Genomic DNA, 22618 nt, shown 5'->3' with positions numbered 1-22618 from the left:
CGGGAAGCTCGACGAGGGCATCGACCTCAAGCTGGTGGCCGCGCGGCAGACACGCAACCCCGCCAGCGGCAAGATCGCCGACGGCGACTTCGATCGCCGGAAGACCTTCGCGGACTGGGAACGCCGCCATCCCGACAATTTCGAGAACATCTACGTCCCGATCGGCGGCCGAGGACTGGTCGCCAATTCGTACCACATCAAGGTCAGCGTGCGCGACGAGCAGGATGTCTGGCTCTCCAGCGGCAACTGGAAACGCGCCAGCCAGCCGCTGATCGCCGACGCCGACCTGTACGATCCGCGCGCGACGTCGCGCGCCGGCAACCGGGAATGGCACGTCAGCCTGAGCAACCGGAAACTGGCCGACCTGTTCCGCAACCACATCCTGGAGGACCTGCGGGTCTGCCGGGACGAGCTCGGCGGAACGCTGGAAGCCGTCGAAGACCCGGTCTTGGTCGACGTTCCGGCCGTCCTCGAAGAGGCCGTGGTGCTGGAGGCCGCGGCCGAGCGCGTCTTCGATCCGCTGGACATCGGACCGCGACGGGTGCGGGTGAAGCCCCTGCTGACGCCGGACCGCCAGGGCAAGGTGTTCACAGAGGCGGTGCTGGCCCTGATCGAATCGGCTGAGGAGCAACTCCTCTTCCAGAACCAGTACATCAGCTTCGCCGGAGTGACCTCGGGCAACCTGAAGGTCCTGGTCGACGCGATCACGCGCAAGTCCCGGGTCCTGGAGGACTGCCGCATCATCCTGCGCAGCGGCGGCGACGGTTTCCTCGACGATATGCGGGCGCTCAAGCGCAACGGCCTCGATGTCGAGCGTTGCGTGAAACGCCTGGCCAACACCCACACCAAGGGCATCGTGGTCGACGGCCATCGCGTGCTGATCGGCAGCCACAACTGGAGCTCCGACGGCGTCACGCTCAACCGCGACGCCAGCCTCATCTTCGACGACCGCGAGGTCGCGGCCTATTTTCTGGACGTGTTCGAGGCCGACTGGAAGCGGGCGAACACGGTGAAGTTCGATGCCCTGCAACCGGAAGCGGCGCCGCGGCTGGCCGAAGGGGACGCGCCGCCGCCGGGCTTCGTGCGCATGAGCCTGGCCGAGTACCTCGAGCGCTAGGGCGGACATGGACGGCTTCGACGCGCTCCTGGCGACCACGCGGCAGCTGCTGTCGGCGGGCGGGGCCTTGCAATCGATCAGAGGAAACGAACAGATCGACCGGGCCCAGTTGAAGCAGGGGGTGGTCCGCCATCTGGCGCGCCTGCACCCGGCCGAACCGACCAGCCTGGAGGCCGCCGCCCAGACCGTCCTCGACGCCGCGGACCGGGGCCTCGACGGCTCGGCGCAACAGGGCGACGCCGCGGCGCGGGAGTTCGTGCAAGATGCGCTCGAGGTCATCGTCCAGGTGATCGGCCGTCCGGCCCTGCGCATGCCGCTCGGCAAGGTGCAGTCGCCGGACAACACCAGCCGGGGCAACGAGCTCTGGACCACCTGGCTCGGCACGCATCGCAAGCAGGTCGACAAGGCGGCCGCATCGGTGGCCAAGCTGTACCGCGTCTTCGCGAGCGGCAAGGAGGAGCACATCGGCACCGGATGGCGGCTGGGTGCCGACCTGATCGTGACGAACCGGCACGTCGTGGAACTGCTGGTCCTCGACGTTACGTTGCCGGTCGCGGACTGGTCCCTGGATCCGCGCTGGACCTGCGTCGCCGACTTCGGTGCCACCGACGGGCCCGCCACGCCTCTGCGCTTTGCCGCGAACGCGCTGCTGGCCTGTGCGCCCGAGTGCGCGATCGACCTGGCGGTGCTGAGGCTGGCGCCGAACGGCGCGACGCTGCCGCATGCGCTGGCGGTGTCCGACGACGAGTCCTTGCTGGGCGCCTATTCAGGCGGTCCGACACCGACCTTCCAAGGGCAGCCGGTGTACGCGGTCGGTCATCCGCTGCAGCGCCTGGCGGGCAGCGAGGTGCTGTTCGTCTTCGGAGACGCCGACGGCCGCAAGCGCTGCTCGCCCGGCCGGACCACGGCCTTGCGCGAGGGCGCGACGAACTTCGAGCACGACTGTTCGACCTTGCGCGGCAACTCCGGATCGCCGATCTTCGGCCTCTACACCCACCAGGTGCTGGGCACGCACCGGGGAGGACGGACATCGGATCCGGAGGGCATTGTCGGGAGCGCGAACGCGGCGGTGGCCGTGTCGCGACTGTCCACCCATGTCATGGGAGAAATCCTGAAAAACGGCGTCGTCGAGCAGCATGGCCACACCTAACCCCTCCCAAGTCGAAGATCTGGTGCAGCTCTTCGTGCGCACGCTGTCGCCCGGCAGCCTGTCGTGGCTCGCGAGCGCGTCGCTGGGCATCGACCTGCTGCGGGTGGAAGGCGACAGCATCGGCGACATGACCGCGCTGTCGAGCAGGCTGGTGACCCGACTGATCGACGCCGGCAAGCTTGAGGAAGCACTGGCGCTGCTCAAGCGTGAAGCCAAGCAGAACGCATTCCTGACGATCGGACTCAGGGACATCCTGGCGGGACAGAGACTCGGCTCTCCCCAACTGCAGGCCTTGCTGAACGACTATGAGCCATTCTTCAATTCGGCGAGCTTCCAGCGCATGTTGCCGCGAGTCAGCGGCGTCGTCTGTGCCGTGGCCGTGCAGCACGAACTCAAGGGGACGGGATTTCTCATCGGCCCCAACCTGGTCATGACGAACTACCACGTGATCGAGGAATGTCTGCGCGAGAACGGCTCTGAAGACACATTCGCCAGGGACATGGACGGTTGCGAGCTTGAGTTCATCTTCGACTATCAGCAGGAACCGCCGCCGAAGCTGAACGACAGCCAGGCCGGTCGCTCAGGTGGGGTCGTGGTCGTCCGTGCCGCGCAGGACTGGTTCGTTCATGCGCGCCGGAAGCGTGAGGGGGACGGCACTGTCAAGGCGGTCCCGATCGTTGGTGTGCGGCACGACTATGCCGTTGTTCGATTGGAGCGCGATATCGGCAACCGGCCGTGCCGTGTGGGAGGAGGATGGATGCGGGGATGGCTGCCGCTTCCCAAGGAGAAATGCGACTACGTGAGCGAGAAGCGCGTCATCGTTTTCCAGCACCCGGGAGGTTATGCCCAGCGGCTCGATGTTGGGCATTTCGTGCAGTTGGACGGGTCCTCGACACGTGCCTGGTATCGCGTCAGCACCGCGCTCGGATCGTCCGGCGGTGCGGCCGTGGATGCGAACGGCGAGCTCCTGGCCCTGCACAACGCCGCGGTCGATTCGCCGCCCGGGCCGGCCGCGCCGAGGCCGCAAGACCGCGTGAACCAGGGCGTCCGGATCGACACCATCGCTGCCGATCTTCGGGGTTGCGGCGCCTGGCAGGAACCCCCGGATCCTGACAAGCAGGCCACCACGGTCTGGTCGCTGAACGACAACACCCGTGAGCCGCGCCCCATCATCGGCAGGGGCGTGTTCCGCGAATGCGTCGAGGAAATGATGACCGCGGACGGGAAGCGGGTGATGTCGGTCATCGGCGACTACGGCACCTTCGTGCGTTTCACGATCGCGTTGTTGCAACGGATGCTGGGCAATCAGGCGCAGGTCGTTCGCTTCGGCCCCAACAACATGCAGAAGCTGGCACCGGAAGACTTCGCCCGGGCCTTGGTGCAACAGTTCGGCGTAGTGCCTGATCCAAAGGATCCCCGGCCGCAGGAGACAGCGACGGAAACCCGTGAGCGGTGGCTGGGACTCGACCTGCCGGCCTGGGTGGCCAGACAGTTGGGGCGGCATGCGAAGACTCAACCCGGCAGTTTCCCGGCCTGGGTGATCATCGACGTGGCGGTCCCTGCGAGTGAGACCTTCCTCTGGCCCGATGGCCTGCACGAGCTGGTCACCGCGTTGGTCGGCGTGCGCGACGCCGGCCAGGTCGTCGACATTCCCCAATTGCGCTGGCTCTTCCTGAGCACGACGACGTTGCCCGCCGGCGGGACCGACCATCTGAAAGAAGACCTGCGCGGCGACGCCGACCTGCCCGAAGGCTTCAGGGAATGCATGCAGAACGCCTGGAAATCGATCGATCAGCTGAAATCGGAACTGCCCGGGGACTTCCTGCGAACCATCGCCATCACCACGCTCAATGACAACAGTTGCGCAGCCGCACCGAAGTTGCCCCGCAAGGTCCTGGCCGCAAAGGTCGTCGATTTCCTCAAGAACGCGCACCTGTCATGAGCACCCCACCGAGCGAAATGGAAGACCTGTCGTCGCTGCCTGACTGGGCCGTGCGCGCCATGCAGGGGTCCGCTTCGACGCCCCCCGTGCCGGAGACCAAGGACAGTCTGGACGACAGCCCGGTCTGGCCGCTGCTGCTCGACGCCGCCGTGGTCTCGACCTTCATGCCCTCGCAACTGGCGAAGGGCCTGACGATCGGCATCGGCCGCCCCGACGCGGAAGAGGCCGTCCTGCAGTTCTCCGAGCCGTCGATCACGGCCTCCGGCACCGAATGGGAACTGCGGCGCGATGCGCGCACCGAAGTGCTGCGGCTGGCCTCGGGATCGATGGAGCTCGCGGCGGCGGTGGCGCGTACCGCCACGCTCTTCGCGGACCCGGTGAGCGAAGCCCTGCGCCTGACGATCTCCGGACAGACGCTGGTCGACGCATCGATGGCGCTGCCGCGCCTGGAGGCGCTGCGGGTCGCGACCTCGGTGCTGAGCGGGGTGGCGACGGTGACGCCACCGCTGCCCTTGAACCAGCTGGACGGACTGATCCGCAAGCGCCGGATGGTCGAACAGTTCGAGCGCGTCTGCGGCAAGGACTACGAACGCGACGTGGTGGGGCGCGACGACGAGCTCGAGCGGCTGAGGGCCTTCGTCGGCGTCATCTCGGCGCAGTCGCTGGTCGATACCGTGTCCCGCGGCTTCGCGCATCTCAAGCGGGCGGTGAAGGGACGCAAGCCGCTGGTGCTCTGGGGGACGGGCGGCGTCGGCAAGACGACGCTGCTGTCGCGTTTCATGCTCGAGCACATGAACGCCGCGGACCGGAAGTATCCGGTCGCGTACCTCGACTTCGATCGGCCGAGCATCAGCCCGAAGGACCACTTCGGGATGTTCGCCGAGATCTGCCAACAGGTCTCGGCGCAGTTTGAAGAACTGGAAGCGGGGCTGAGCGAGCTGCGCAACCGGGCGTTGGCGCTGCAGTCGGAAAGCATCGCCCAGGGGCCCGAGTCGGGACCGCTGCTGCGAGAGTTCGTCGAGGCCTTCCGCCACCAGGTCGACACGACGCTGGACCGTCTGGAGCGCATCTTTGAATGGCAACGGCCCGTGCTGATCGTGCTCGACACCTTCGAGATCGTGCAGTACGACGCCAACCAGGTGGCCCACATCGAACGCTTCCTGCGGCCCTTCCTGAGCGCCGACTGGCGCAGGTTGCGGCTGGTGATCTCCGGACGCCGTCGCATCGACGACTTCGAGAGCGAGGTGGACCAGGAAGAGCTGAAAGGAATCGATGTCCATGGCGCGGCCACCCTGCTCGGCCGTCTGGCCGAGCAGGCCTCCAAGCCGATGAGTCCGAAGGTCGCCCTCGAGCTGGCCGAAGCGCTGGCCACGCGGCGCAAAGGTCTCACGCTGGAGAAGCTGCGCGTGCACCCCTTGCGCATCCGCATGGCCGCCAGCCTGCTGGGCCCGGATGGCCCCGAAAGCGGCGACGAGATCGCGCGGTCGATCCTGGCAGAGCTGGCGTCCGGCGAAAGGGGTGGCGCGGCGACGTGCATGATCAACGGCATCCTGATCCGCCGGATCCTCGACCATGTGCGGGACGATCGTGTCCGCGCACTGGCCGACCCGGGGCTGGTGGTCCGGCGCATCACGCCGGAGGTCATCGCCCGTGTCATGGGACCGGGCACGCCCGCACCGGACCCGGCCATTCCCGGCTTCGATCCGTCGGCCATCGATCCGGGACAGGCGCGGGACATCTTCGACGCCTTCTCCAGCGAGGTCTCCCTGGTGGAACGCGACCTCACGGCCCTGAGGCACCGACAGGACGTGCGCAACGAGATGCTGCCGCTGATCAGGCTTCGCGACCGGCCGCAGTTCGATCTTCTCCACAAACTCGCGTTCGACCATTTCAGCGAGAAGGCCGCGACAGGCGACCCGGCTGCGGCGGCCGAGGCGGTCTATCACGGCCTGTGGCGAGCTGAGTCGTTCGAGACCCTGGACAAGCTCTGGACGCTGGGAGGGGTCACGGACGCGCGGATCGACCCGGAGGAATTCCCTGCGGGCTCCGATGCCGAGCTGTTCCTCAAGGTGCGCAACCGCGAAGGCCTGTTGCCGGAGGAAGCCCGGCGCCTGCCCCCCGGCATGGCGCTGGCGTGGGCGACGGCGGTCAGCAACCAGTTCCTGCTCAGCGACCAGCCGATGCAGGCGGTGGAAACCATCCGCACGGCACTCGGGCCGGACTTCGAGCATGGGGTCAAGGCGCCGGCGCTAGTCGCTGTCGCCGCCAGGCTGCTCTTCCGGGCGGGGCGATGGCAGGACTGCCGTGCGCTGATCACGCACGCGCTGCGCGAGCTGCCGGCGTCCCGCGGCGCCGGCCGAAGTGCGCGCGCCGATCTGGCCCGGCTGGCCATCCACATCGCCGCGAAGTCGGGGGACTCGGCCGCGGAGATCTCCGAGGCGACGAAGTACCTGCAGAACTGGGATGCTGTCGTGTGCACGGAAGCCACGTCCTTCCTGCTGATCGGCCGCCTGCAGAAGAACGTCGGCATGACGCTGAGGGAACTGCGGGAGATGCAGGGTGACGACATCGCCCAGGTCTCGGACCGGCGCTGGAACGCGTCGCGGCACATCCTGCGGTGGGCGATCCTGGCCAGCCCACGGGCGGAGCGCGAGCTGATCGCGAAGTGGGTGCAGCTGACGAAGTTCCTGCCGAGGGTGCGCAATCATCGGAAGCGCGATGCTCAGTTGGCCACGGTGCTCACGGACGTGCTGGGGACACGCCCGCCCGACGACCTGGACGAGCGCGACCGGCTCTGGCAGAAACGCAGTCGCCTGCTGGCCGCGGCCGTGCGCGAGAGCGGCGAGTTCATCCCCTGCCTGCGCTACCTGATGGTGTTCGATCACAGCGACTGGAACCTGGTGTTCGAGCATGCGCTGGCGACCGCCTTGTCGGGGGGCGACCCTGGTCTGCGGGAGTACCTGGGCGGGCTGGAGTTCCTGCCATCGCGGTCCGCCGCCCCGCGGGACATCATGTTCGAGACGGTGATGTCGGGCCGCTTCCTGGAACTCGCCAGGGCCCTGGCGAAGTGGAAATCCAAGCAGCGCGCGGAGTTCCTGCTGCCGGAGACCGAGGGCGCGCAGGCCTATCCGCAGACGATCTCGGACATCGCCGCCGCGCTGCTCAACTGGCATGAAACGCTGAGCGAATTGGCCCTGAAGAGGGGTTGGCACGATTGACGGCTTGGCATCGCCCACGAGTCCGACGAACATCGCGCCCATGAAATTCGCTCAGACCACCCCGATCCTGCGCATCTTCGACGAAGCCAAGGCGCTGGAGTTCTACGTGCAGTTCCTGGGTTTCCAGGTCGACTGGACGCATCGCTTCGAAGCCGGACTTCCGCTGTACCTGCAGGTCTCGCGAGACGACTGCGTGCTCCACCTCACCGAGCACCATGGCGACGCCTGCCCCGGCGCGGCGATGCGCATCCGGACGGACGACATCGAAGGTTTCCACGCGGAACTCATTAGCCGGCACTACGGCTTCGCACGACCCGGACTGGAGGACACGCCGTGGGGCTCCAGGGATGTGTCGGTGACGGATCCATTCGGGAATCGGCTGACCTTCACCAGTGCGGTCAGCACGTAGGACAAGTGGTCCGCGACCGCGAAGGTCGGGGCCCGCGACTGTTACGAGGTCGGCTGGTGCGTGGTCAGAGACGAGCGAGCCGTTGCACGCCTTTGCGCCTACTTTTCCTGAGTGCGCTGGCCCGCGTCCCTGGCCCGCATCCCTGGCCTAATCGCAACGCCCTTCCCGCCACGCCCGCGTATCCGGCCGCACCGGCACCAGCCGCCGATCGGACCCTTGCCCGGCCAGGCAGAACTTGGCGACATAGCCCTTGGTCGGGTCCGACGAGTCGGACGGACTGACGTTCAGCGCCACGTCATAAACGATGCCGTTCGCGAGTTCGCCGGCCACCGCCGGGCGAGACCCCTCGGCCTGCTGCCCATACGCGAAGCAGGCGCGCCCCAGCAGCGGCACGGCCTTGCCGGGTTCGAACACCATCCGCCATACGTCGACGACGGGCCTGATCGATGCGTCCGAGACCGAAATGGAGGACAGCCGCACGTTCGGATCTCGCTTCGCGTCCTTGGCCGACAAGGTGAAGCACGGCATGCCGTCCTGCAGACGGATCTCCGCGTCTCCAAGGCGCGACATCGCCCATCCTTCGCCCAGCGACAGGCTCAGCGTCACGGCGACGATGGCCTTAAGGCAGGTGGGCACGGTCGGCGGGGTTCTTGAAAAAGTCACTGAGGATCTCCTCGAACAGCGCCAGGTCGTTGCCGTTCTTCTGATACTGGACCATCACGTCCGGCTTCAAGTACTTGAGCGCGTAGTAGTCGGCGAGCAGGTTGCCCTGCGCCTCCATGTTGTAGTCGCCCAGCTTGCGACCGCTGACGAGCTCGTATTCGTAGCCCAGTCCGACGCGGATGGCGCCGCGGAGCATGACCCAATAGCCCAGTTGGTGCTGCCAGACGTGGACCATCTCGTGCATGAACCACCACTTCTGCGTGTCGTTCTCGCTGGAGAAATCTTCCTTGAACTTGTCCGGGTTGAAGTACATCTCGCCGTTGGGCGTCATGGCGCAGTCATCGGGCTGCAGGCCGAAGGGGAGGAACTCCTCCCGGTGCACCAGCACCTTCGAGTAGTCGATGGACTGCTTGAAGAGCTTCTCGCACATGGCGATCTCGCCGGCGGTCATCTTGCGCTCGCCGTTCACCGGCGTGCCGACCTGCAAGGGCGGCGGCGTCAGACCCGGCATCAGCTCAGGCATGTGGCGCCGCTCGTCGATGCGCTGCAGTCGTTCGTGGATAGGCGTCGGACTGTCCCAGTTGTCCAGACCGCCAAGCAGCGCAACACCCGGCCCCCCGCTTCCGGGAGCGAAAGCCGTCTGGCGGGTGTCTGTCCCGAGCGGGCCAGGGAGAACGGCTCGAACCATCTTCATCCACAGTGAAAAACACGTTCCGGAAAGTCTAGCGAACCGGCCGCCCGTCGATCCACGACGTTGGTCATGTCGGGGCGCCGTTATCCGTCCAGTCCCGAAGACCGCAAGGTGCCGCTCTCCGGCCCCGGAGGTCTGTGAATGCCGCCGCGAGCACCATCGGCCTCACACCCTCGGCGCCGACACGAGCTGGACGTTCTCGGGGAATCCGAGCTGGACGTAGTTCATCGCATCGACGAACGGCGCATGGGTCCTTATGCCCTCGTGGACCTGGGCTTCGGAAACGCCGAAAACCTCCGCGAGCGCGGCGATGAGCCGGTCCTCCAGTCCCTCGGGCGGCCCCACCCTGGACGACACCACGCGGCCGATCGCCGCCAGGTAGTCCTCCCGGTCCAAGTAGCTCCTGGGGAACAGCTGGCCGCAGACACCGAACCAGTCGCTCGCGGCGCTGAAGCACAGTTGATCGGCGATCATGTTCTGCCAGCTCTGGGCGTCTCCGCGCGGTTCGGACAGATAGCTGAAGGTCTCGACCAGCACCTTGCCGATGAAAGAGGCGCTCCGGCTCGCGTCGATCGGCAACAGGGTACCGACGACCGCCGTCGCGCCGGCCCGCAGCAGCGCCGAAGCGATGCTGAATCCGTTGGACAGCGGATTGATCGTGTCGCAGGAGCTGAGGATGACGACGGAAGGCAGGCGCAGGGATAGTCCCTGGCTTCGATTCATCTCGATCTCATGCTCGAACTGGACCGACGTGAAAGGATTGCCGTCGATCAGCAGCGCGCCTTCGGCGCCCAACGCGCCGCCGTGCATGTCGATGACGGCGATCTTCCCGCCCGTTGTCTCCAGCGCGCGCATGAACTCGGCCGCCGTCGCGACGCGCACCTCCTCGAGCACCATGTCGATCTGCGTTCCGAACTCCTCGTGGAGCAGCGCCAGGTATTCCCGCAATTCCCGACAGAACCGGCCCGACAGCGGATCGGCGGCTTCGAACGACGAGATCACGCGGACGCTCGCGATGTCCTTCAACTCGATCGTGTGATAGATCCGTCGCCCAAGGACGGTGGTCATGACCTGCCCAGGCGTGGCGGGAATCTTGGAGCACTGCTTCGTGTAGACCAGCGGCAGCGTGCGCGGCCGGATCCACTCGAAAGGAAAGTCGGAGATCAGCTTCAGCCGCTGATTCGCCGCGATCAGTGCCAGATAGTCCTGCGGAATCAGCTCGGCCGCCGCGTCCGCGAACGCGTTGAAGGCCACGGCGATGTCATCCTGGTCCGGATGCCGCTTGCCAGTGGGCCCGTACAGCGACGACGGCGGCACCGCGTTGGGCAGCCGCCCATAGGCACGCACGAATTCGAAGAGCGCGTCCATGCAGGTCCCCAGCCGCGGCGAGAACCGCAGCACCGGGGCCGCGCACGAGGCGGCCAGCATCGCCACCTTCGCCGTGGAGGCGGCCACCTCGCTCGTCGCCAGCTGGAGGTACTCGCGGCCCTCCTCCCCGGCCGCCAGGCTCCGGTAGGGCTCGATGCCGGGAACGCGGAACAGGAAGCTCTCCTGGTCCCGGAGGATCTCGCAGAATAGCCTCAGGCCGGGCCGCTCGAACGGATTGCTCTCGTACTCCGGCGCGAACTCCCGGACCTCGGCGACCACGTCGTGGGCCAGCAGCGCACGCAGCCTGGACTCCCGGTCGTGACGGACCGCCGACCACGCGACCATCTCCTCATCCGCCAGGAACAGCTCCATGAAGTAGTTCGGGAAGAACAGGATCAGCTCGATCGCGAATTGTGGCGGCACCCCGGCCTGTCGACTCGCCGCTTCCCGGCGGCCAAGCAGATCGCCGGCCTGCGCAGACAGGAAGCCGTAGACGACCTCGTCCGGCAGATTCCGGGTCGGCTCCGCCAGCGTGACGTCGACCCCGGCGACCGACCACAAGGCTTCATTCGGGTACGCGCTCTGATGCAGGCGCGATATCGGACGGGGCCCGTCCTGTCGCTGCCATCGCAGTTCATGGAGGTCGGCGCTCAAGCCGCTGACCAGCGGGGAGTCGGGCGCGATGTCGCGGATCAACCGGCAGACGCCGACAACGTACTGGACGACGACATCGCGCAAGGTCGGCTTGAAGTGCTCGTGCGGCTTGAGCGTCGGAAATTCAAGTTCCTGAAGAGGGAGGCGCAGGAACGGCCACCCATGCCGCCGCTCCAGCGCGAGCACGTGCTGATGGTGCTCCGGGTGGTAGCGGCAGACGATGAACTGCGGGTCGACGGTCTCGAAGAAGCCGGCCGCGCGATCGAGTGGCATCGCGAAGTGCCTGATCTGCGTGTGTTCCTGGGCGCGCCGGAGTAGACGCTCATCAGGCCCGACCCGCAGATCCTGCAGGTCCGCGGGGCAATGGGCCACCAGCAGGCGGAAATCCGCGCCCATCAGGTCGGCGATGAAATGCCCCCGGAACGGTGAGAGTTGCTGGGTGAACACGCCCTCCCCGAAGAGCTCTACATAGACGATCGCGTCGTCCGGCGTCGGCGTCCTGGGCCACATCGACTTGTCGTACATGAACCTCTCTCCCGGCGGCGGTCATGCGAGCTCGAAGTGTCCCTGGCCGGGAACGGGCCGGATGCTGGCCCGTTGGGCCGGGATGAATCCGTGGCGAATGATGTAGAACAGGTCGGAGAACACCTTCGGCTTGACGGCGAAGTAGCTGTGTCCCAGCCCGAACAGGTCGGCGCCCACCGCGCTGACGTCCACGGTGTCGAGGTGCGCCACGACGAGCGGCGGCGTCGCGTCCCCCGCCCTTGGATAACTGTGCAGTCGCCGCGAGACCCGCAGCGGCTTGTCCTCCGAGGAGGCATAGAGGGTCACGCGATCGAAGCGGGAGAACACCTTGGCCACCTGACGGAAGATGCCCGCGTCCACGTCCGGCGCCGCCAGGACGATCTGGCTCAAGGGAGCGCTGCCCGACGGCGGCGTCCACTGGCTCAGGACGTCGAGCAGCGCGCGGTTGCCCATGCTGTGGGCGACGACGTGGATGCGCCGCAGCGAGAGCCGGGTCGCCACGACCTCGAGGAAGGTCTGCAGATGGTGGGTGGACCACCGCACGCTCTCCTCGTCGACGGTGTAGTCCAGGACCTCGCCGCACGACGCCCAGCTGAAGCACAGCGTCAGGCCGGGGAAGCGGAGGTCGTGCGCGATCTGGGCCGTGCGGTAGAGCGCTTCGTCGAAATCGACGTTGAAGCCGTGGATGAACAGCAGGGCCTCTGCGCCGCTGCCGCCGCTGCTGGCGGACGCCGTCCATCGCGCCTCGGACAGGATCCGGACCTGGTCGATGACCATGTGCCGTCGCTTGTCCTGCTTGAACTCGAAATGCCAGAACGACGGACGCTCGATGCGCCCTTCCTTGTGGACGGCGGGGATCGTCACGGTCGCCAGGCCGAAGCTCAACGGCTGCTCCGCCCCGTTGCGTCGTCCACCGAAGTCGACGCTGCCGGGAAACGGTCCTGCGAGCGGTTCGCGATTCGTGCCGAAATGGATGTCGATGTCGGTGTGCGTCGGATCCGGGCCTGCTGCCGACTCCAGCGCAAAGGCGTCGACCGACTCCCGAGCAGGCGGCCAGGTGTTCTTGCGGACCACGATGCGCACGGGGTCAGGCTGGCCACGCCCCCGGTCCCGGCGTCTCACGTCGACCAGCGTCGTGCCGACTCCCCTGAAAAGCGTCGCCCCCGCGGGAGGGTTGGCAGGCGCATCGCTCGCGGTGAGGTGTCGCAGGTCTTGCCGGATCGCCGCGACACGCGCAAGCCTGAGGCCTTCCAGCACGCCCGGAAACGACCATTCCTCCAGACGTTCATGAATCCGCCCCGCGGCCGGATTGTCGATGTCGACGGCTTGCGCCGCCGCCGGAAGGTCTGCGAGGGCCGGCAGCGTGTCCGCATCCGGCATCGCGGCGACGACGTCCATGGCGAAGTGCCCGACCGGCGAGTTGCCGAAGCAGTGCTCGACGAAGACGAGGAATCGATCGAAGCGCCGATCGTCGGGTAGCGCTTTCGAGGCCTGGGCCAGCAGCGCGATCGCGAATCGCAGGTCGTCAACGGTACGCATCCGCCCTCCCCGATGGACTTCCATCTGTCTGCGGCGATCCTAGCGGCGCCGACTTGAGCGCACTATCGCGACGGCCCGCACGATCCCCTTCATTCATGGGGCTGCAGCGGCGGAGGCCGACCAAAGATCAGCATTCTGCTGATGGCCCCGCCCAGGCGCTGCGCACACCATGCTCGCGTCGATCCCACCAGGAAGGACGCCGTCATGAAGATCGCCCCCCGTCGACCGGCCGCGAGCCGTTCTTCCCCGCAGGCCGCCGCTGCGCCAGTCGATGTCGTCGTCGGCGAGTTCCCCGGCGGGACACAGGTCGTCGCGGCCGGCGTCGCGACGGGCCGCGCGATGCTGGTCACCGTCGACGACTACGTCCGCCGCCAGACGCCGTTCGACCGGCAGGCCCGCGTCAACCTCCGCCGCGAGGTGGTCGACGTCACGCCGGCGATCTACCTGGACTACGTCGCCTCGCAGGTGATGAGCTGGTCGCCGCAGGAGATCGCGTCCCTGCGCAGCATCGTCACCGCCGTCTCGCGCCTGTTCGCCTCGCTGTCCCTGCGCCTGCCGCCCGTGATCCGTCTGGTGAAGAGCACCGGGCAGGAGGAAGGCTACGCCGCCTACACGCGGCGCCAGGACACCATCGTGCTGCCCGCCAACATGGTCGCCAGCACGCAGACCGCCGCCAGCTACGGCGATCCGCTGCATCCCGCCGACGACCTGTCCTACCTGCAGAACGTCCTCATCCACGAGTGCTTCCACCTGTTCAGCAAGAACCATCCGGAGGAACGCCTCGCGCTCTACGACGCGATCCACTACCGCGCGACGCCCCAGCCCATCGAGCTGCCCGACATCCCGTGGGGCCCGCCCGGCCACCAGGCGCCGATGCGCGAGCTGCGCATCACCAACCCCGATGAATCCGGCCTGGACGTCTACATCGACATGCAGGTCCCCGCTTCGCCGACGGCCTCGGCGGGCACGCCGCACGGCGGCGCGGACGATCCCGCGGTGATCGTGCGGCGCTCCCTGGCGCCGCTGCTGCTGGCCGACCGCCCCTACGACGGCGGCGTGTTCTTCGACTACCTGCAGTGGTGGTTCCTGGCCATCACGCGGGACGCCGCCGGACGCTGGGTGCCGGTGATCGACGCGCAAGGGCGGCCGCTGCTCTACGACAGCGCGCCGCTGATGCCGCAGTACCTCTCGCTCGTCACGGCCAACTTCACGCAGGAGATCTTCCAGCCCGACGAGATCCTTGCGCAGAACTTCGTGCTGATGGCCAACCAGCCCAGCCTCGACATCCTGTCCACCTTGCGCCGCACGATGTCGGCATCGCGGGACCGTCCATGAGCCCGCATCGAGCGGCGCCGTCCCGGGCGCGGACCTGGGCACCGAGGTCCGCCGCCTTCATCGTGTCCATCGCCCTCTCCGGCTGCGCGGTCTCGCCCGCGAGCGCACCGACGTCGACGCCAATGCCAACGCCGGTCTCGGACGGCATCGCGTTACCCGCACCGGTCTACGTCGCCGAGGCCGGTTTCCCGCGGCCGTCGGCGGTGCGCTTCGAGACAGTCAGCTGGATCGAGCGCGATCCGCGCACCGGCTTCCTGCACGTGCTGCAACGCGCCGATCCGGTCGTCAGCGTGTGGACGCCGGACGGCCGCCTCGTGTCGACCTGGCCTGCCACGGGCACGCTGGGCGATCCGCATTCGCTGTCGATCCACACCGCCCCGGACGGCTCGACGCAAGTCTGGATCACCGACATGGCGCCGCCCCAGCCCGCCGGTCCCGCGTTCGGTCACTGCCTCAAGCGCTTCACGCCGGAGGGCCGGCTCGTCGCGACCCTCGGCACCTGCGGCCAGAACTCCCAGGGCACGGGCCTCGATCCGGTGCAGTTCGACAAGGTCACCGACGTGGCCTGGAATGCCGCCGGGCAGTTGCTGGTCACCGACGGCGACGTCGGCGGCCTGAACAACCGCGTGCTCCGCCTCGACGCCGCGGGCCGCGTATTGGCCCACTGGAGCGCCCCCGGCGACCGGCCCGGCAACGGTCCCGGGCAGTTCAACCTGCCTCACGCCGCGGTGGTCGACCGCTGCGATCGGCTCTGGGTGGCGGACGCGCTCAATCATCGCGTGCAGGTCATCGACGCGACGGGACGGCCGGTCGGCAGCCTCGATGGATTCGGCGCACTCGGCGTCTACGCCCTCGCCTTCGGTCCAGCACTGGATTCGCCCGCCCGCCAGGTGCTCTTCGTCGGCGCGAGTCCGAGCGCGGGCGGCGGCGTCGGCAGCGTCTCGCTGTTCGCCGTGCCGATGGACTGCGCGCGTTCTGACTTCTCCGATCTTCCCGGTCTTTCCGACCTGAAGCCCTTCACCCGCTTCGACGTCCCCCTGCCCGCGTCCTCGTCGACCACGCTGCTGCATGCGATGGCCGTCGATCCCGTCACCTGGGACGTCTACCTCGCCGTCCTGGGCACCGGCGTGCCGCCCTCGAAATGGACGGCCACCTGGCCCGCGGGCCGGCCCCGACCCTGACCGGGATCGCCATCGCTGTCGCGGCACCGTCGGCCCCCTCGCCGCTTTTCGCCCCTTTCCTTCACCGGAGGTTTCCATGACCCCATCGACGATCGATCCCGTCCCGCTTTCGGCCTATCCGGCCTTCCAGCCGGTGGACGGACCGCCGCCGGCCATGCCCGCGGCCTGGACCGCGACGGTACTGCTGCATCCCTTCAGTCCGCCGCTGTCCACCGACCCGCAGCCCGACAACCCCTTCTTCCAGCTCTGCACCGCCGACATCGTCTGCGTGCCCGGCGACTACCTGTCCGCGCAGGTCACCGGCACCGCCTACGGCCAGTGGTGGTACGTCATCACGCCGGGCGCCACGGCCTTGTCCACCGACGGCGGCCAGAGCTGGGCCACGGTCGACCTGGGCTGGTCGCTGCCCACGGACTGGTACGGTGCACAGGCCCCCAACGCGGCCTGCGCCGGCTCGGCCCCGCTCAACTGGATGAGCGCCGAGCCCGTGGACTGGTGGAAGGTGCCGGTGCCCATTCCCAAGTCGCCGCCCGCGGCCACGTGGATGTGGTTCAACTCGAGCACGCAAGCGCCCGTGCGCATGATGTTCGGCAACGGCCCGCCCAAGCCGACGATGGGCGATCCGACGCAGCTGGGGTTCTTCCAGATGTGGTCTTTCACGTACTTCCCGAGCTTCCAGTCCTACGACAGCGCCGCCGTGGCCCCGACCAAGCCGACCACCTTCGCGGCCGCCGGCATTCCGGGTTTCGCGGTGGGCAATCCGAACGGCTATGAGCTGTTCAGCTGGAACACCAACTTCGGCATGACCGCGTTCATGACGCCGGTCAACGGCCAGTTCGATCCGCTGCCCACGCGCGTGCTGTATGCGTGGAAGGACGACGCCGACTACCGCGTCTACAGCGACCGGGCGCAGGACACGCTGATGCTGTTCACCTACAACCCCGACGCCCCCGACGGCACCGTGTCGCAGACCGCGCTGCTGACCGGTCCGGCACCGTCCGGCACCACGCCGCCGCCCAACAGCGCGACCGGTTTCCTGATCACCGCCTACGAGAACGCGCCGTCCACCTGCCTGGGCGGCAGCCAGTTCCCCTTCCCGCAGGAGCCGCCGGACTGGATCGCCATCCCCGGCGTGGAGGGCACGATCCAGGCGACGATCTCCGGCAATCCGGTGATCGCGCCCGGCACGACGGTCACCATCTGCTCGGTGCTGTTCCCGCCGGCGCCGCCCAACTATCCCGAGGCCACCTACCTCTGGACCTGGTACGCGCCGCAGAACGCCAGCGGCACGCAGAGCCGGCCGGTCACCTTCATGCAGTCGCAGTCGGGCGTGAACCTCGGCACCAGCCTGGCGCTGGCGGACTACTACTTCTACGAGGAGTTCCAGCAGCCGATCAACCCGGCCAACTTCGACATCCCGTCGGTCTGCGGCGTGCAGACGCGCAACATCGGCCTGCGGCGGCGCCTGCCTTGAAGGCCGCCTGGGCAGCCCGCTCCGGCGGCCTGCCCGGGCCACGTGAACGCAAGGTGCAAGGAACCATGAGCCGGCTTCGTGCCGGCTCAGTCGCTCTTGAACAGCGCGTTGACCTTCTCGAACAGGCCCATCCAGTTCGACTGGAAGGCCGATTGCTGCTTGAGGTGGAAAGCGCTGTAGCGGTTGCCTTCGAGCTCGGGCCGCGGCAGCGGCGCGCGGTCCAGCGCGGCGTGGCGACGGTCGATCACCACGCGCGAGGTGAGCAGGTCCGCCACCCCGGGCGGCAGATCGCCGTGGGCGGCCGCGAGGTAGGCGGCGATCGTGGTGTGGTCGCTGGTCACCAGGTTGACGCCCCCGGCGACGTTGGGCGGCACATGCGACTGCAGCGCCTCCACCGAGCTGCGCGCCGCGGTCAGCTGATCGCCCAGCACCACGTTCTTCGGCAGGCTGTTGGGCACGCCCCCCATGTGGGAAGAGGCCAGCGAGGCATACCTGTCGACGATCGCGTCGTCGTACATGGACCTCAACTGCCGCTGCAGCACCTCCAGAGTCGTCCAGGTGCTGCGCATGCGGGCGACGATCTTCCCGTCGGCCCCTTCGGGCCCATCGCCCACCTGGCCCTCGGCCAGTCGCAGCCACTCGGCGGTGAGTCGGAGCCAGTCGGCGGCGGACCCGTTCCAGTAGGCATCCTGCTTGGCTTCCTCGACGTCGGCAGAGACTTCCAACCGTCTGGCGAGATCCGTGGCGACATCGAGGTAGCTTTCCAGACAACGCACGTAGCCTTCGACATCGGTGTGCAGCGACCCGGTCCTGCGCACCGCGTCCCGATCCTGCACGGCCCGCACCAGTTCCTTGCGCCGGACGCCTTCCAGCGCCGTCGACACATACCGGTAAGGCATCTTGCCGGCGAATGCGAAGCGGTAGGCCGTGCCGCCGATGACCTCGAGCGAGGCCTTGCCGGTCGCATGCGGCTTGAGGCGCACGCCGACCACGGGCGGCCGGCCGCCGCGCTCCAGCTTGTCCCTGGCGGGGCGCTCCGAGACGGTATCCGCCAGCAGTCTGAAGACGTCTGCGGCGAGCGCGGCGGCCTGGTCGCGAGGCAAGGCCCGCGGGGGCGCCATCAGGTAGGCGCGCAAGGTGTCCTGCGAGTCGATGTCGCCTGCATCGTTGAAGTGCAGTCCCATGTCATAGATGGGCTCCATGTCGCGTTTCAGATTCGCTTCCTCGATCCCGAACACCTGCGACACCGCGTTCACGTCGGGCCCCATGCCGTAGACGACGAGATCCGCCTTCAAGGTCTCCACGAGCGTGTCCGCGCCGCCGCGCCCCCCGCGCTCGCCGACGTCCAGGGCGACGCCGTCCGCCCCGACCCGCGCCGCCAGATAGTCGTGGCCGACGACGGTGATGACGCCCTCCTTGGAGATCCGCTTGTCGGGCGACGACGGCCCGCGCGCCATGACCTTGTCGTAGCGGCCTTCGACGTATTCGTTGTCGGTGCCCTTCAGGAAGGCGGGACGTTTGGTCGACGGACCGCGGCCGCGGCCGCCGGGGTCGGTGCCGGTGATCCAGTAGACCGGATTGGCCATCAGATCCGGATAACGACGCAGCACGGTGGACATGACGTCGATGGCCGCGTTCGGGCCGACGACGGCGATCGAACGGATGCTGTCCCGCCGCAGTTCGCCCGCGACCATGGCGCGTTGGAAGCCGTCCATGTCGATCATCCGGGGCACCGCGGCGCCGACGCCGGTCTTGTTGTCCGCATGTCCGCGGTCGCCCCCGGCCCAGGTCACCTTGTCCGGCTCCTTGTGCTTGCCGATGCCCAGACCGGCGATCACCTTGCGCGCATAGACGATCGGGTGGTCGGGGTCGTCCGTGGTGATGGTGAAGTACTCGCCTGAACCGTGACGCTCCACCTTCAGGATCTTGCGCGTCCGGAGGTTGGGCCAGCGCCCGATCACTTCCTCGATGCGCTGGGACAGCGTGCGTCTGGGGGCGAGTCCGCCCCCGGCGTCGTGCAGATCGCGGCCCTGGTACCCGTCGGGCGCGATCATGTTGAGCGGATGGTTGACGACGCCTTCGCTGCCGCGCTCGCCGGCCCAGGGCTGGGTCTCGCCGATGATGACGGTCGACGCCGGATCCAGCGACCGGCCCGCCGTCGCCAGGTAATAGGCGACGCTCGCCCCTGCGCCGAGGACGGCGACCGGAAAACTGTTGTCGCCGGGCGGCAGCCCGGTCTTTCCGCTCATGGCCTGGCCATGCGCCAGGCCCTGCGCCTGATCCGTGTCACTGCCCTCCTTCAGCTTGCGCGCGGTCTCGGCGTCCACGGGGATCCTGTCGGCGAGGATCAGTCCCCGCCGGGCCTGGAAGTAGAACTGGGCCAGGTGTTGCGGTTCACGCACGTCGATCGTCCCGAAGTCGGCGTTGTCGTCCTGCATTCGGGTCAGCACCTCCTCGAGCAAGCGCACGTCCTGAAGCACGGCGAGCACCCGCCTGGCCCGATCCAGCTCTTCAGGAGTCTGCCCCTTGGCGTGGTCCTTGCACTCCAGACCGATCAGGAACTCCGTGTGCTTGAGGATCGCTTCATGCACGGCCGGCCCGATGCCATCGACCGCCTGGCGCTCGACGACCGCCTCCTTGTCGGACCGCTTGATGAACAGCCTGCGTTGCACCGGCCCGCCCGCAGCCGGACCGAAAACCGCCGCAATCCGCTGTCGCTGGGCGGCCATGTAGGGACTGCCGTCGATCAGGGAGGCCGCGGCCGCGACGCCCGGCGATGTCTGACCCGGCGCGGACCCGACCGCTTTTGCGCGCGGGTCCGTCGCCGGCGTCTCGGCGGGGCGGGAAATGCGGTCCTGATGCGGCATGGCGGCGGTCGACGGGTGACGAGCGCTGCGGGATTCCGCGCCCTGGCCGCCACTGTCGAAGCGCCCGCAGGCGCCGTCCATCGGCGCGATGCCGAGAAGCCGGTGCGGAAAGTCCGAGGGTGTATTCCGGGCAGGGAACCATTCTTGCTGGAACAGGTGGCTCGCAGCCGGCGACCCCGTCGCCGTTCAACATCTGTACCGAAGACAAGGAGATCCTCATGAAGCGTTCCCTGCTCATCGCCGCCACGGCGACCGTTCTCTCCCTGGGTATCGCCGCCGGCCCGGCCATGGCGCAAGCCGCGTCCAGCCCGTCCTCCGGCACCGTCGATCAGGCCAAGGCGCTCAAGAAGCAGGCCGATGCCGACTACAAGGCGGCCAAGAAGGCCTGCAACGCCATGAAGGGCGATGCCGAGAAGCAATGTGAAAAGGACGCCAAGGCGACTCACGAGAAGGCCGAGGCCGATGCCAAGGCCATGAAGGAAAAGGCCGAGGCCGACAAGAAGGCCATGAAGTAACCCGCAGGACTGGCCCCAGCGGCCGCTCCGGCTGCGGCGTGAATGCGCCGCGGCCGGAGGTCGGGCCGCCGTTACAAGCTTTTTTTCCGCAGGCTGCATCCGTGCGGCGTCCCGCTCCGTAGGTCCTGATATCGGCGATCGCTCTCCAGCGATGGCCGGCTCGACCTGACGAGAGTGACGACATGAGCCGCATCGATACCGCCGCCCGGCGCGCCCTGCCCTGGTACCGCCTCCCGCACCTGAGCCTGCTGGCGAAGTTCAACGCGATCTTCCTGGCCGTCTTCCTGGTGGGCTTGGCGCTGACCGCCGTGCTGGCGCGCCAGTGGCTGCAGACCAGTGCGCAGGAGCAGGTGGCCGACCGCGCGCGCCTGCTGATGCACAGCGCCAGCGCCGTCAACCAGTACACGGCGGACCACATCCGCCCGCTGCTGGAGAACCAGCTGCGCGAGCGTTTCGTGCCCGAGGCCGTGCCCGCGTTCTCCGCGCACGAGGTGCTGGCCACGCTCTCCCAGGCCTACGAGGACTACGGCTACAAGGCGGCCATGCTCAATCCCACCAACCCGCGCAACCGCGCGGTGAGCTGGGAGGAGGACGTGATCTCGCAGTTCACGCGCCGGCCCGCGCTGACGGAGTTCGTCGGCCGCCGCGAGACGCCGGGCGGCGAGGCGCTCTACATCGCGCGGCCGATCCGGATCACCAACGCGGCCTGCCTGGGTTGCCATGCGTCGCCGCAGACCGCGCCGGCGACGCTGGTCGCGCGCTACGGCCCGTCCAACGGCTTCGGCTGGCGCCTGAACGAGACGCTGGGCGCCGAGGTCGTCACCGTGCCGATGGCGCTGCCGCTGAAGCAGGCGTCGCAGACCTTCTGGCTGGTGATGGGCGCGCTGACGGCCACCTTCCTGGTCATGGGCGCGGCGCTCAACCTGATGCTCTGGTCCCTGGTGATCCGGCCGGTGACGGGCCTGGCGCGCATCGCCGACCGGGTCTCGCTGGGCGAGGAGGCGCCCGCCTTCGAGGTCCGTTCGGGCGACGAGATCGGCGTGCTGGCCGCGTCGTTCGGGCGCATGCGCCGCAGCCTGGACCAGGCCATGGCGATGCTGGAGAGCGGGGCATGACCGGCAGCAGTTCCAGTTCCGGCTCCGGATCCGACGGCAAGCCCGCGCGCGTGCCGCACATCGGCAAGTACCTCGTGCGGGGCAAGCTCGGCGAAGGCGCGATGGGCGTCGTCTACCGCGCCTTCGATCCGCACATCCAGCGCGAGGTGGCCATCAAGCTGATCCGCCGCCAGGTGGAGGACGCCGAGGAAGCGGCCCGCGCGGACTCGAGCTCCGCGCGTTTCCGCAACGAGGCGCGCGCGGTCGGGCGCATCGCCCATCCCGGCGTGGTGACCATCCATGATTTCGGCGAGGTGACGAGCGCGGACGGCTTGAAGGGCTACGCCTTCCTGGTCATGGAGCTGGTCGACGGCCGCGGGCTGGACCAGATCCTCAGGCGCGAGATGCCGACGCCGCCGCTGGCGTGGTCGCTGGGCGTCATGGACCAGCTGCTGGACGCGCTGGCCGGCGCGCACGGCCAGGGCGTCTGGCACCGCGACATCAAGCCCGGCAACCTGCTCATCACCCGTGAAGGCCGCGTGAAACTGACGGACTTCGGCATCGCGCGGATCGCCGACCACCACCTCACGCAGGCGGCGTCGCAGATCGGCACGCCGGGCTACATGGCGCCGGAGCAGATCCTCGGCGGCGCGATCGACCACCGCGCGGACGTCTTCGCCTGCGGCGTGCTGCTGTACCGGCTGGCGACCGGGCGCATGCCCTTCAGCGGCGCGATCGAGGCGGTGATGTACCAGACGCTGAACCAGGAGCCGCCCGCGCCGACCTCGGTGCGGCCGGGAGAACTGCCAGCGGCGCTGGACGCCATCGTGCGGCGCGCGATGGCGCGCGATCCCCGGGACCGCTTCGCCGACGCCG

General features: G+C 68.2%; 16 protein-coding genes. 11 read left to right on the top strand and 5 right to left on the bottom strand.

Going from position 1 to position 22618, the window contains the following annotated elements; translation table 11 throughout:
• The 5 genes from VF536_RS27350 to VF536_RS27330 form a co-directional block, all read left to right on the top strand.
• On the top strand, window positions 1–1117 hold a 1117-nt coding region (locus VF536_RS27350; RefSeq protein ID WP_331618102.1), incomplete at its 5' end, for a phospholipase D-like domain-containing protein.
• A 7-nt stretch (window positions 1118–1124) separates the two neighbouring features.
• Window positions 1125–2267: a serine protease gene (locus VF536_RS27345; protein ID WP_331618101.1), complete on the top strand. Its 1143-nt coding sequence runs from the start codon at window positions 1125–1127 to the stop codon at window positions 2265–2267.
• Window positions 2268–2289: 22 nt separating this feature from the next.
• Entirely contained in the window at window positions 2290–4209 is a 1920-nt protein-coding gene (locus tag VF536_RS27340; RefSeq protein ID WP_331618100.1) for a serine protease, read from the top strand.
• A complete protein-coding gene (locus VF536_RS27335; RefSeq protein WP_331618099.1) occupies window positions 4206–7427 on the top strand; it encodes an ATP-binding protein in 3222 nt (1073 codons plus the stop codon). The genes VF536_RS27340 and VF536_RS27335 overlap by 4 nt, the downstream gene beginning before the upstream one ends.
• 40 nt (window positions 7428–7467) lie before the next feature.
• Window positions 7468–7836 (top strand): glyoxalase superfamily protein, encoded by a 369-nt coding sequence (locus tag VF536_RS27330; protein ID WP_331618098.1) that lies wholly within the window; start codon window positions 7468–7470, stop codon window positions 7834–7836.
• Window positions 7837–7983: 147 nt separating this feature from the next.
• Here VF536_RS27330 and VF536_RS27325 read toward each other — a convergent pair whose 3' ends face one another.
• From VF536_RS27325 to VF536_RS27310, 4 genes are all read right to left on the bottom strand, one after another.
• Window positions 7984–8472, bottom strand: coding sequence for a hypothetical protein (locus tag VF536_RS27325; protein ID WP_331618097.1), 489 nt, complete (start codon window positions 8470–8472; stop codon window positions 7984–7986).
• A complete protein-coding gene (locus VF536_RS27320; RefSeq protein ID WP_331618096.1) occupies window positions 8456–9022 on the bottom strand; it encodes a Rhs element Vgr protein in 567 nt (188 codons plus the stop codon). Before VF536_RS27320 ends, VF536_RS27325 begins: the two co-directional genes overlap by 17 nt.
• Window positions 9023–9355: 333 nt before the next feature.
• Window positions 9356–11737: a CHAT domain-containing protein gene (locus VF536_RS27315; protein WP_331618095.1), complete on the bottom strand. Its 2382-nt coding sequence runs from the start codon at window positions 11735–11737 to the stop codon at window positions 9356–9358.
• 21 nt (window positions 11738–11758) lie between these two features.
• The gene (locus VF536_RS27310; RefSeq protein ID WP_331618094.1) at window positions 11759–13276 is read right to left on the bottom strand and encodes an alpha/beta hydrolase; all 1518 of its coding nucleotides are present in this window, start codon (window positions 13274–13276) and stop codon (window positions 11759–11761) included.
• A 204-nt stretch (window positions 13277–13480) separates the two neighbouring features.
• On the opposite strand from VF536_RS27310, the gene VF536_RS27305 reads away from it, so the two are divergent.
• The 3 genes from VF536_RS27305 to VF536_RS27295 all read left to right on the top strand — a co-directional run bounded on the left by VF536_RS27305 (window position 13481) and on the right by VF536_RS27295 (window position 17266).
• Window positions 13481–14611 carry a hypothetical protein gene (locus tag VF536_RS27305; RefSeq protein ID WP_331618093.1) on the top strand — a complete coding sequence of 377 codons (1131 nt, stop codon included), beginning with the start codon at window positions 13481–13483 and terminating at the stop codon, window positions 14609–14611.
• Complete coding sequence (locus tag VF536_RS27300; RefSeq protein ID WP_331618092.1) at window positions 14608–15792, top strand: hypothetical protein; 1185 nt, start codon at window positions 14608–14610, stop codon at window positions 15790–15792. The genes VF536_RS27305 and VF536_RS27300 overlap by 4 nt, the downstream gene beginning before the upstream one ends.
• Window positions 15793–15868: 76 nt before the next feature.
• Window positions 15869–17266 carry a hypothetical protein gene (locus VF536_RS27295; RefSeq protein ID WP_331618091.1) on the top strand — a complete coding sequence of 466 codons (1398 nt, stop codon included), beginning with the start codon at window positions 15869–15871 and terminating at the stop codon, window positions 17264–17266.
• A gap of 86 nt (window positions 17267–17352) precedes the next feature.
• On the opposite strand, the gene VF536_RS27290 is transcribed toward VF536_RS27295, so the two are convergent.
• Window positions 17353–20214, bottom strand: a complete 2862-nt coding sequence (locus VF536_RS27290) for a hypothetical protein (protein WP_331618090.1) — start codon at window positions 20212–20214, stop codon at window positions 17353–17355.
• A 38-nt stretch (window positions 20215–20252) separates the two neighbouring features.
• On the opposite strand from VF536_RS27290, the gene VF536_RS27285 reads away from it, so the two are divergent.
• The 3 genes from VF536_RS27285 to VF536_RS27275 all read left to right on the top strand — a co-directional run.
• Window positions 20253–20648 (top strand): hypothetical protein, encoded by a 396-nt coding sequence (locus VF536_RS27285; protein WP_331618089.1) that lies wholly within the window; start codon window positions 20253–20255, stop codon window positions 20646–20648.
• Between the two features lie 182 nt (window positions 20649–20830).
• Window positions 20831–21763 (top strand): Tll0287-like domain-containing protein, encoded by a 933-nt coding sequence (locus tag VF536_RS27280; protein ID WP_331618088.1) that lies wholly within the window; start codon window positions 20831–20833, stop codon window positions 21761–21763.
• Window positions 21760–22618 (top strand): serine/threonine-protein kinase (locus VF536_RS27275; RefSeq protein WP_331618087.1); only part of this gene is annotated, 859 nt, incomplete at its 3' end. The genes VF536_RS27280 and VF536_RS27275, both read left to right, overlap by 4 nt.

This window comes from Roseateles sp. (assembly GCF_036486225.1).
In the GTDB taxonomy this organism is placed as follows: domain Bacteria; phylum Pseudomonadota; class Gammaproteobacteria; order Burkholderiales; family Burkholderiaceae_C; genus Roseateles.
This window is presented reverse-complemented; position numbering and strand designations above follow the sequence as displayed.

Bases quoted from the DNA above. Each gene is read 5' to 3' on its own strand.
- VF536_RS27315 (WP_331618095.1), bottom strand. From the start codon at position 11,737: ATGTACGACAAGTCGATGTGGCCCAGGACGCCGACGCCGGACGACGCG.
- VF536_RS27295 (WP_331618091.1), top strand. From the start codon at position 15,869: ATGACCCCATCGACGATCGATCCCGTCCCGCTTTCGGCCTATCCGGCC.
- VF536_RS27280 (WP_331618088.1), top strand. From the start codon at position 20,831: ATGAGCCGCATCGATACCGCCGCCCGGCGCGCCCTGCCCTGGTACCGC.
- VF536_RS27330 (WP_331618098.1), top strand. From the start codon at position 7,468: ATGAAATTCGCTCAGACCACCCCGATCCTGCGCATCTTCGACGAAGCC.
- VF536_RS27300 (WP_331618092.1), top strand. From the start codon at position 14,608: ATGAGCCCGCATCGAGCGGCGCCGTCCCGGGCGCGGACCTGGGCACCG.
- VF536_RS27335 (WP_331618099.1), top strand. From the start codon at position 4,206: ATGAGCACCCCACCGAGCGAAATGGAAGACCTGTCGTCGCTGCCTGAC.
- VF536_RS27305 (WP_331618093.1), top strand. From the start codon at position 13,481: ATGAAGATCGCCCCCCGTCGACCGGCCGCGAGCCGTTCTTCCCCGCAG.
- VF536_RS27310 (WP_331618094.1), bottom strand. From the start codon at position 13,276: ATGCGTACCGTTGACGACCTGCGATTCGCGATCGCGCTGCTGGCCCAG.
- VF536_RS27345 (WP_331618101.1), top strand. From the start codon at position 1,125: ATGGACGGCTTCGACGCGCTCCTGGCGACCACGCGGCAGCTGCTGTCG.
- VF536_RS27320 (WP_331618096.1), bottom strand. From the start codon at position 9,022: ATGCCTGAGCTGATGCCGGGTCTGACGCCGCCGCCCTTGCAGGTCGGC.
- VF536_RS27290 (WP_331618090.1), bottom strand. From the start codon at position 20,214: ATGGACGGCGCCTGCGGGCGCTTCGACAGTGGCGGCCAGGGCGCGGAA.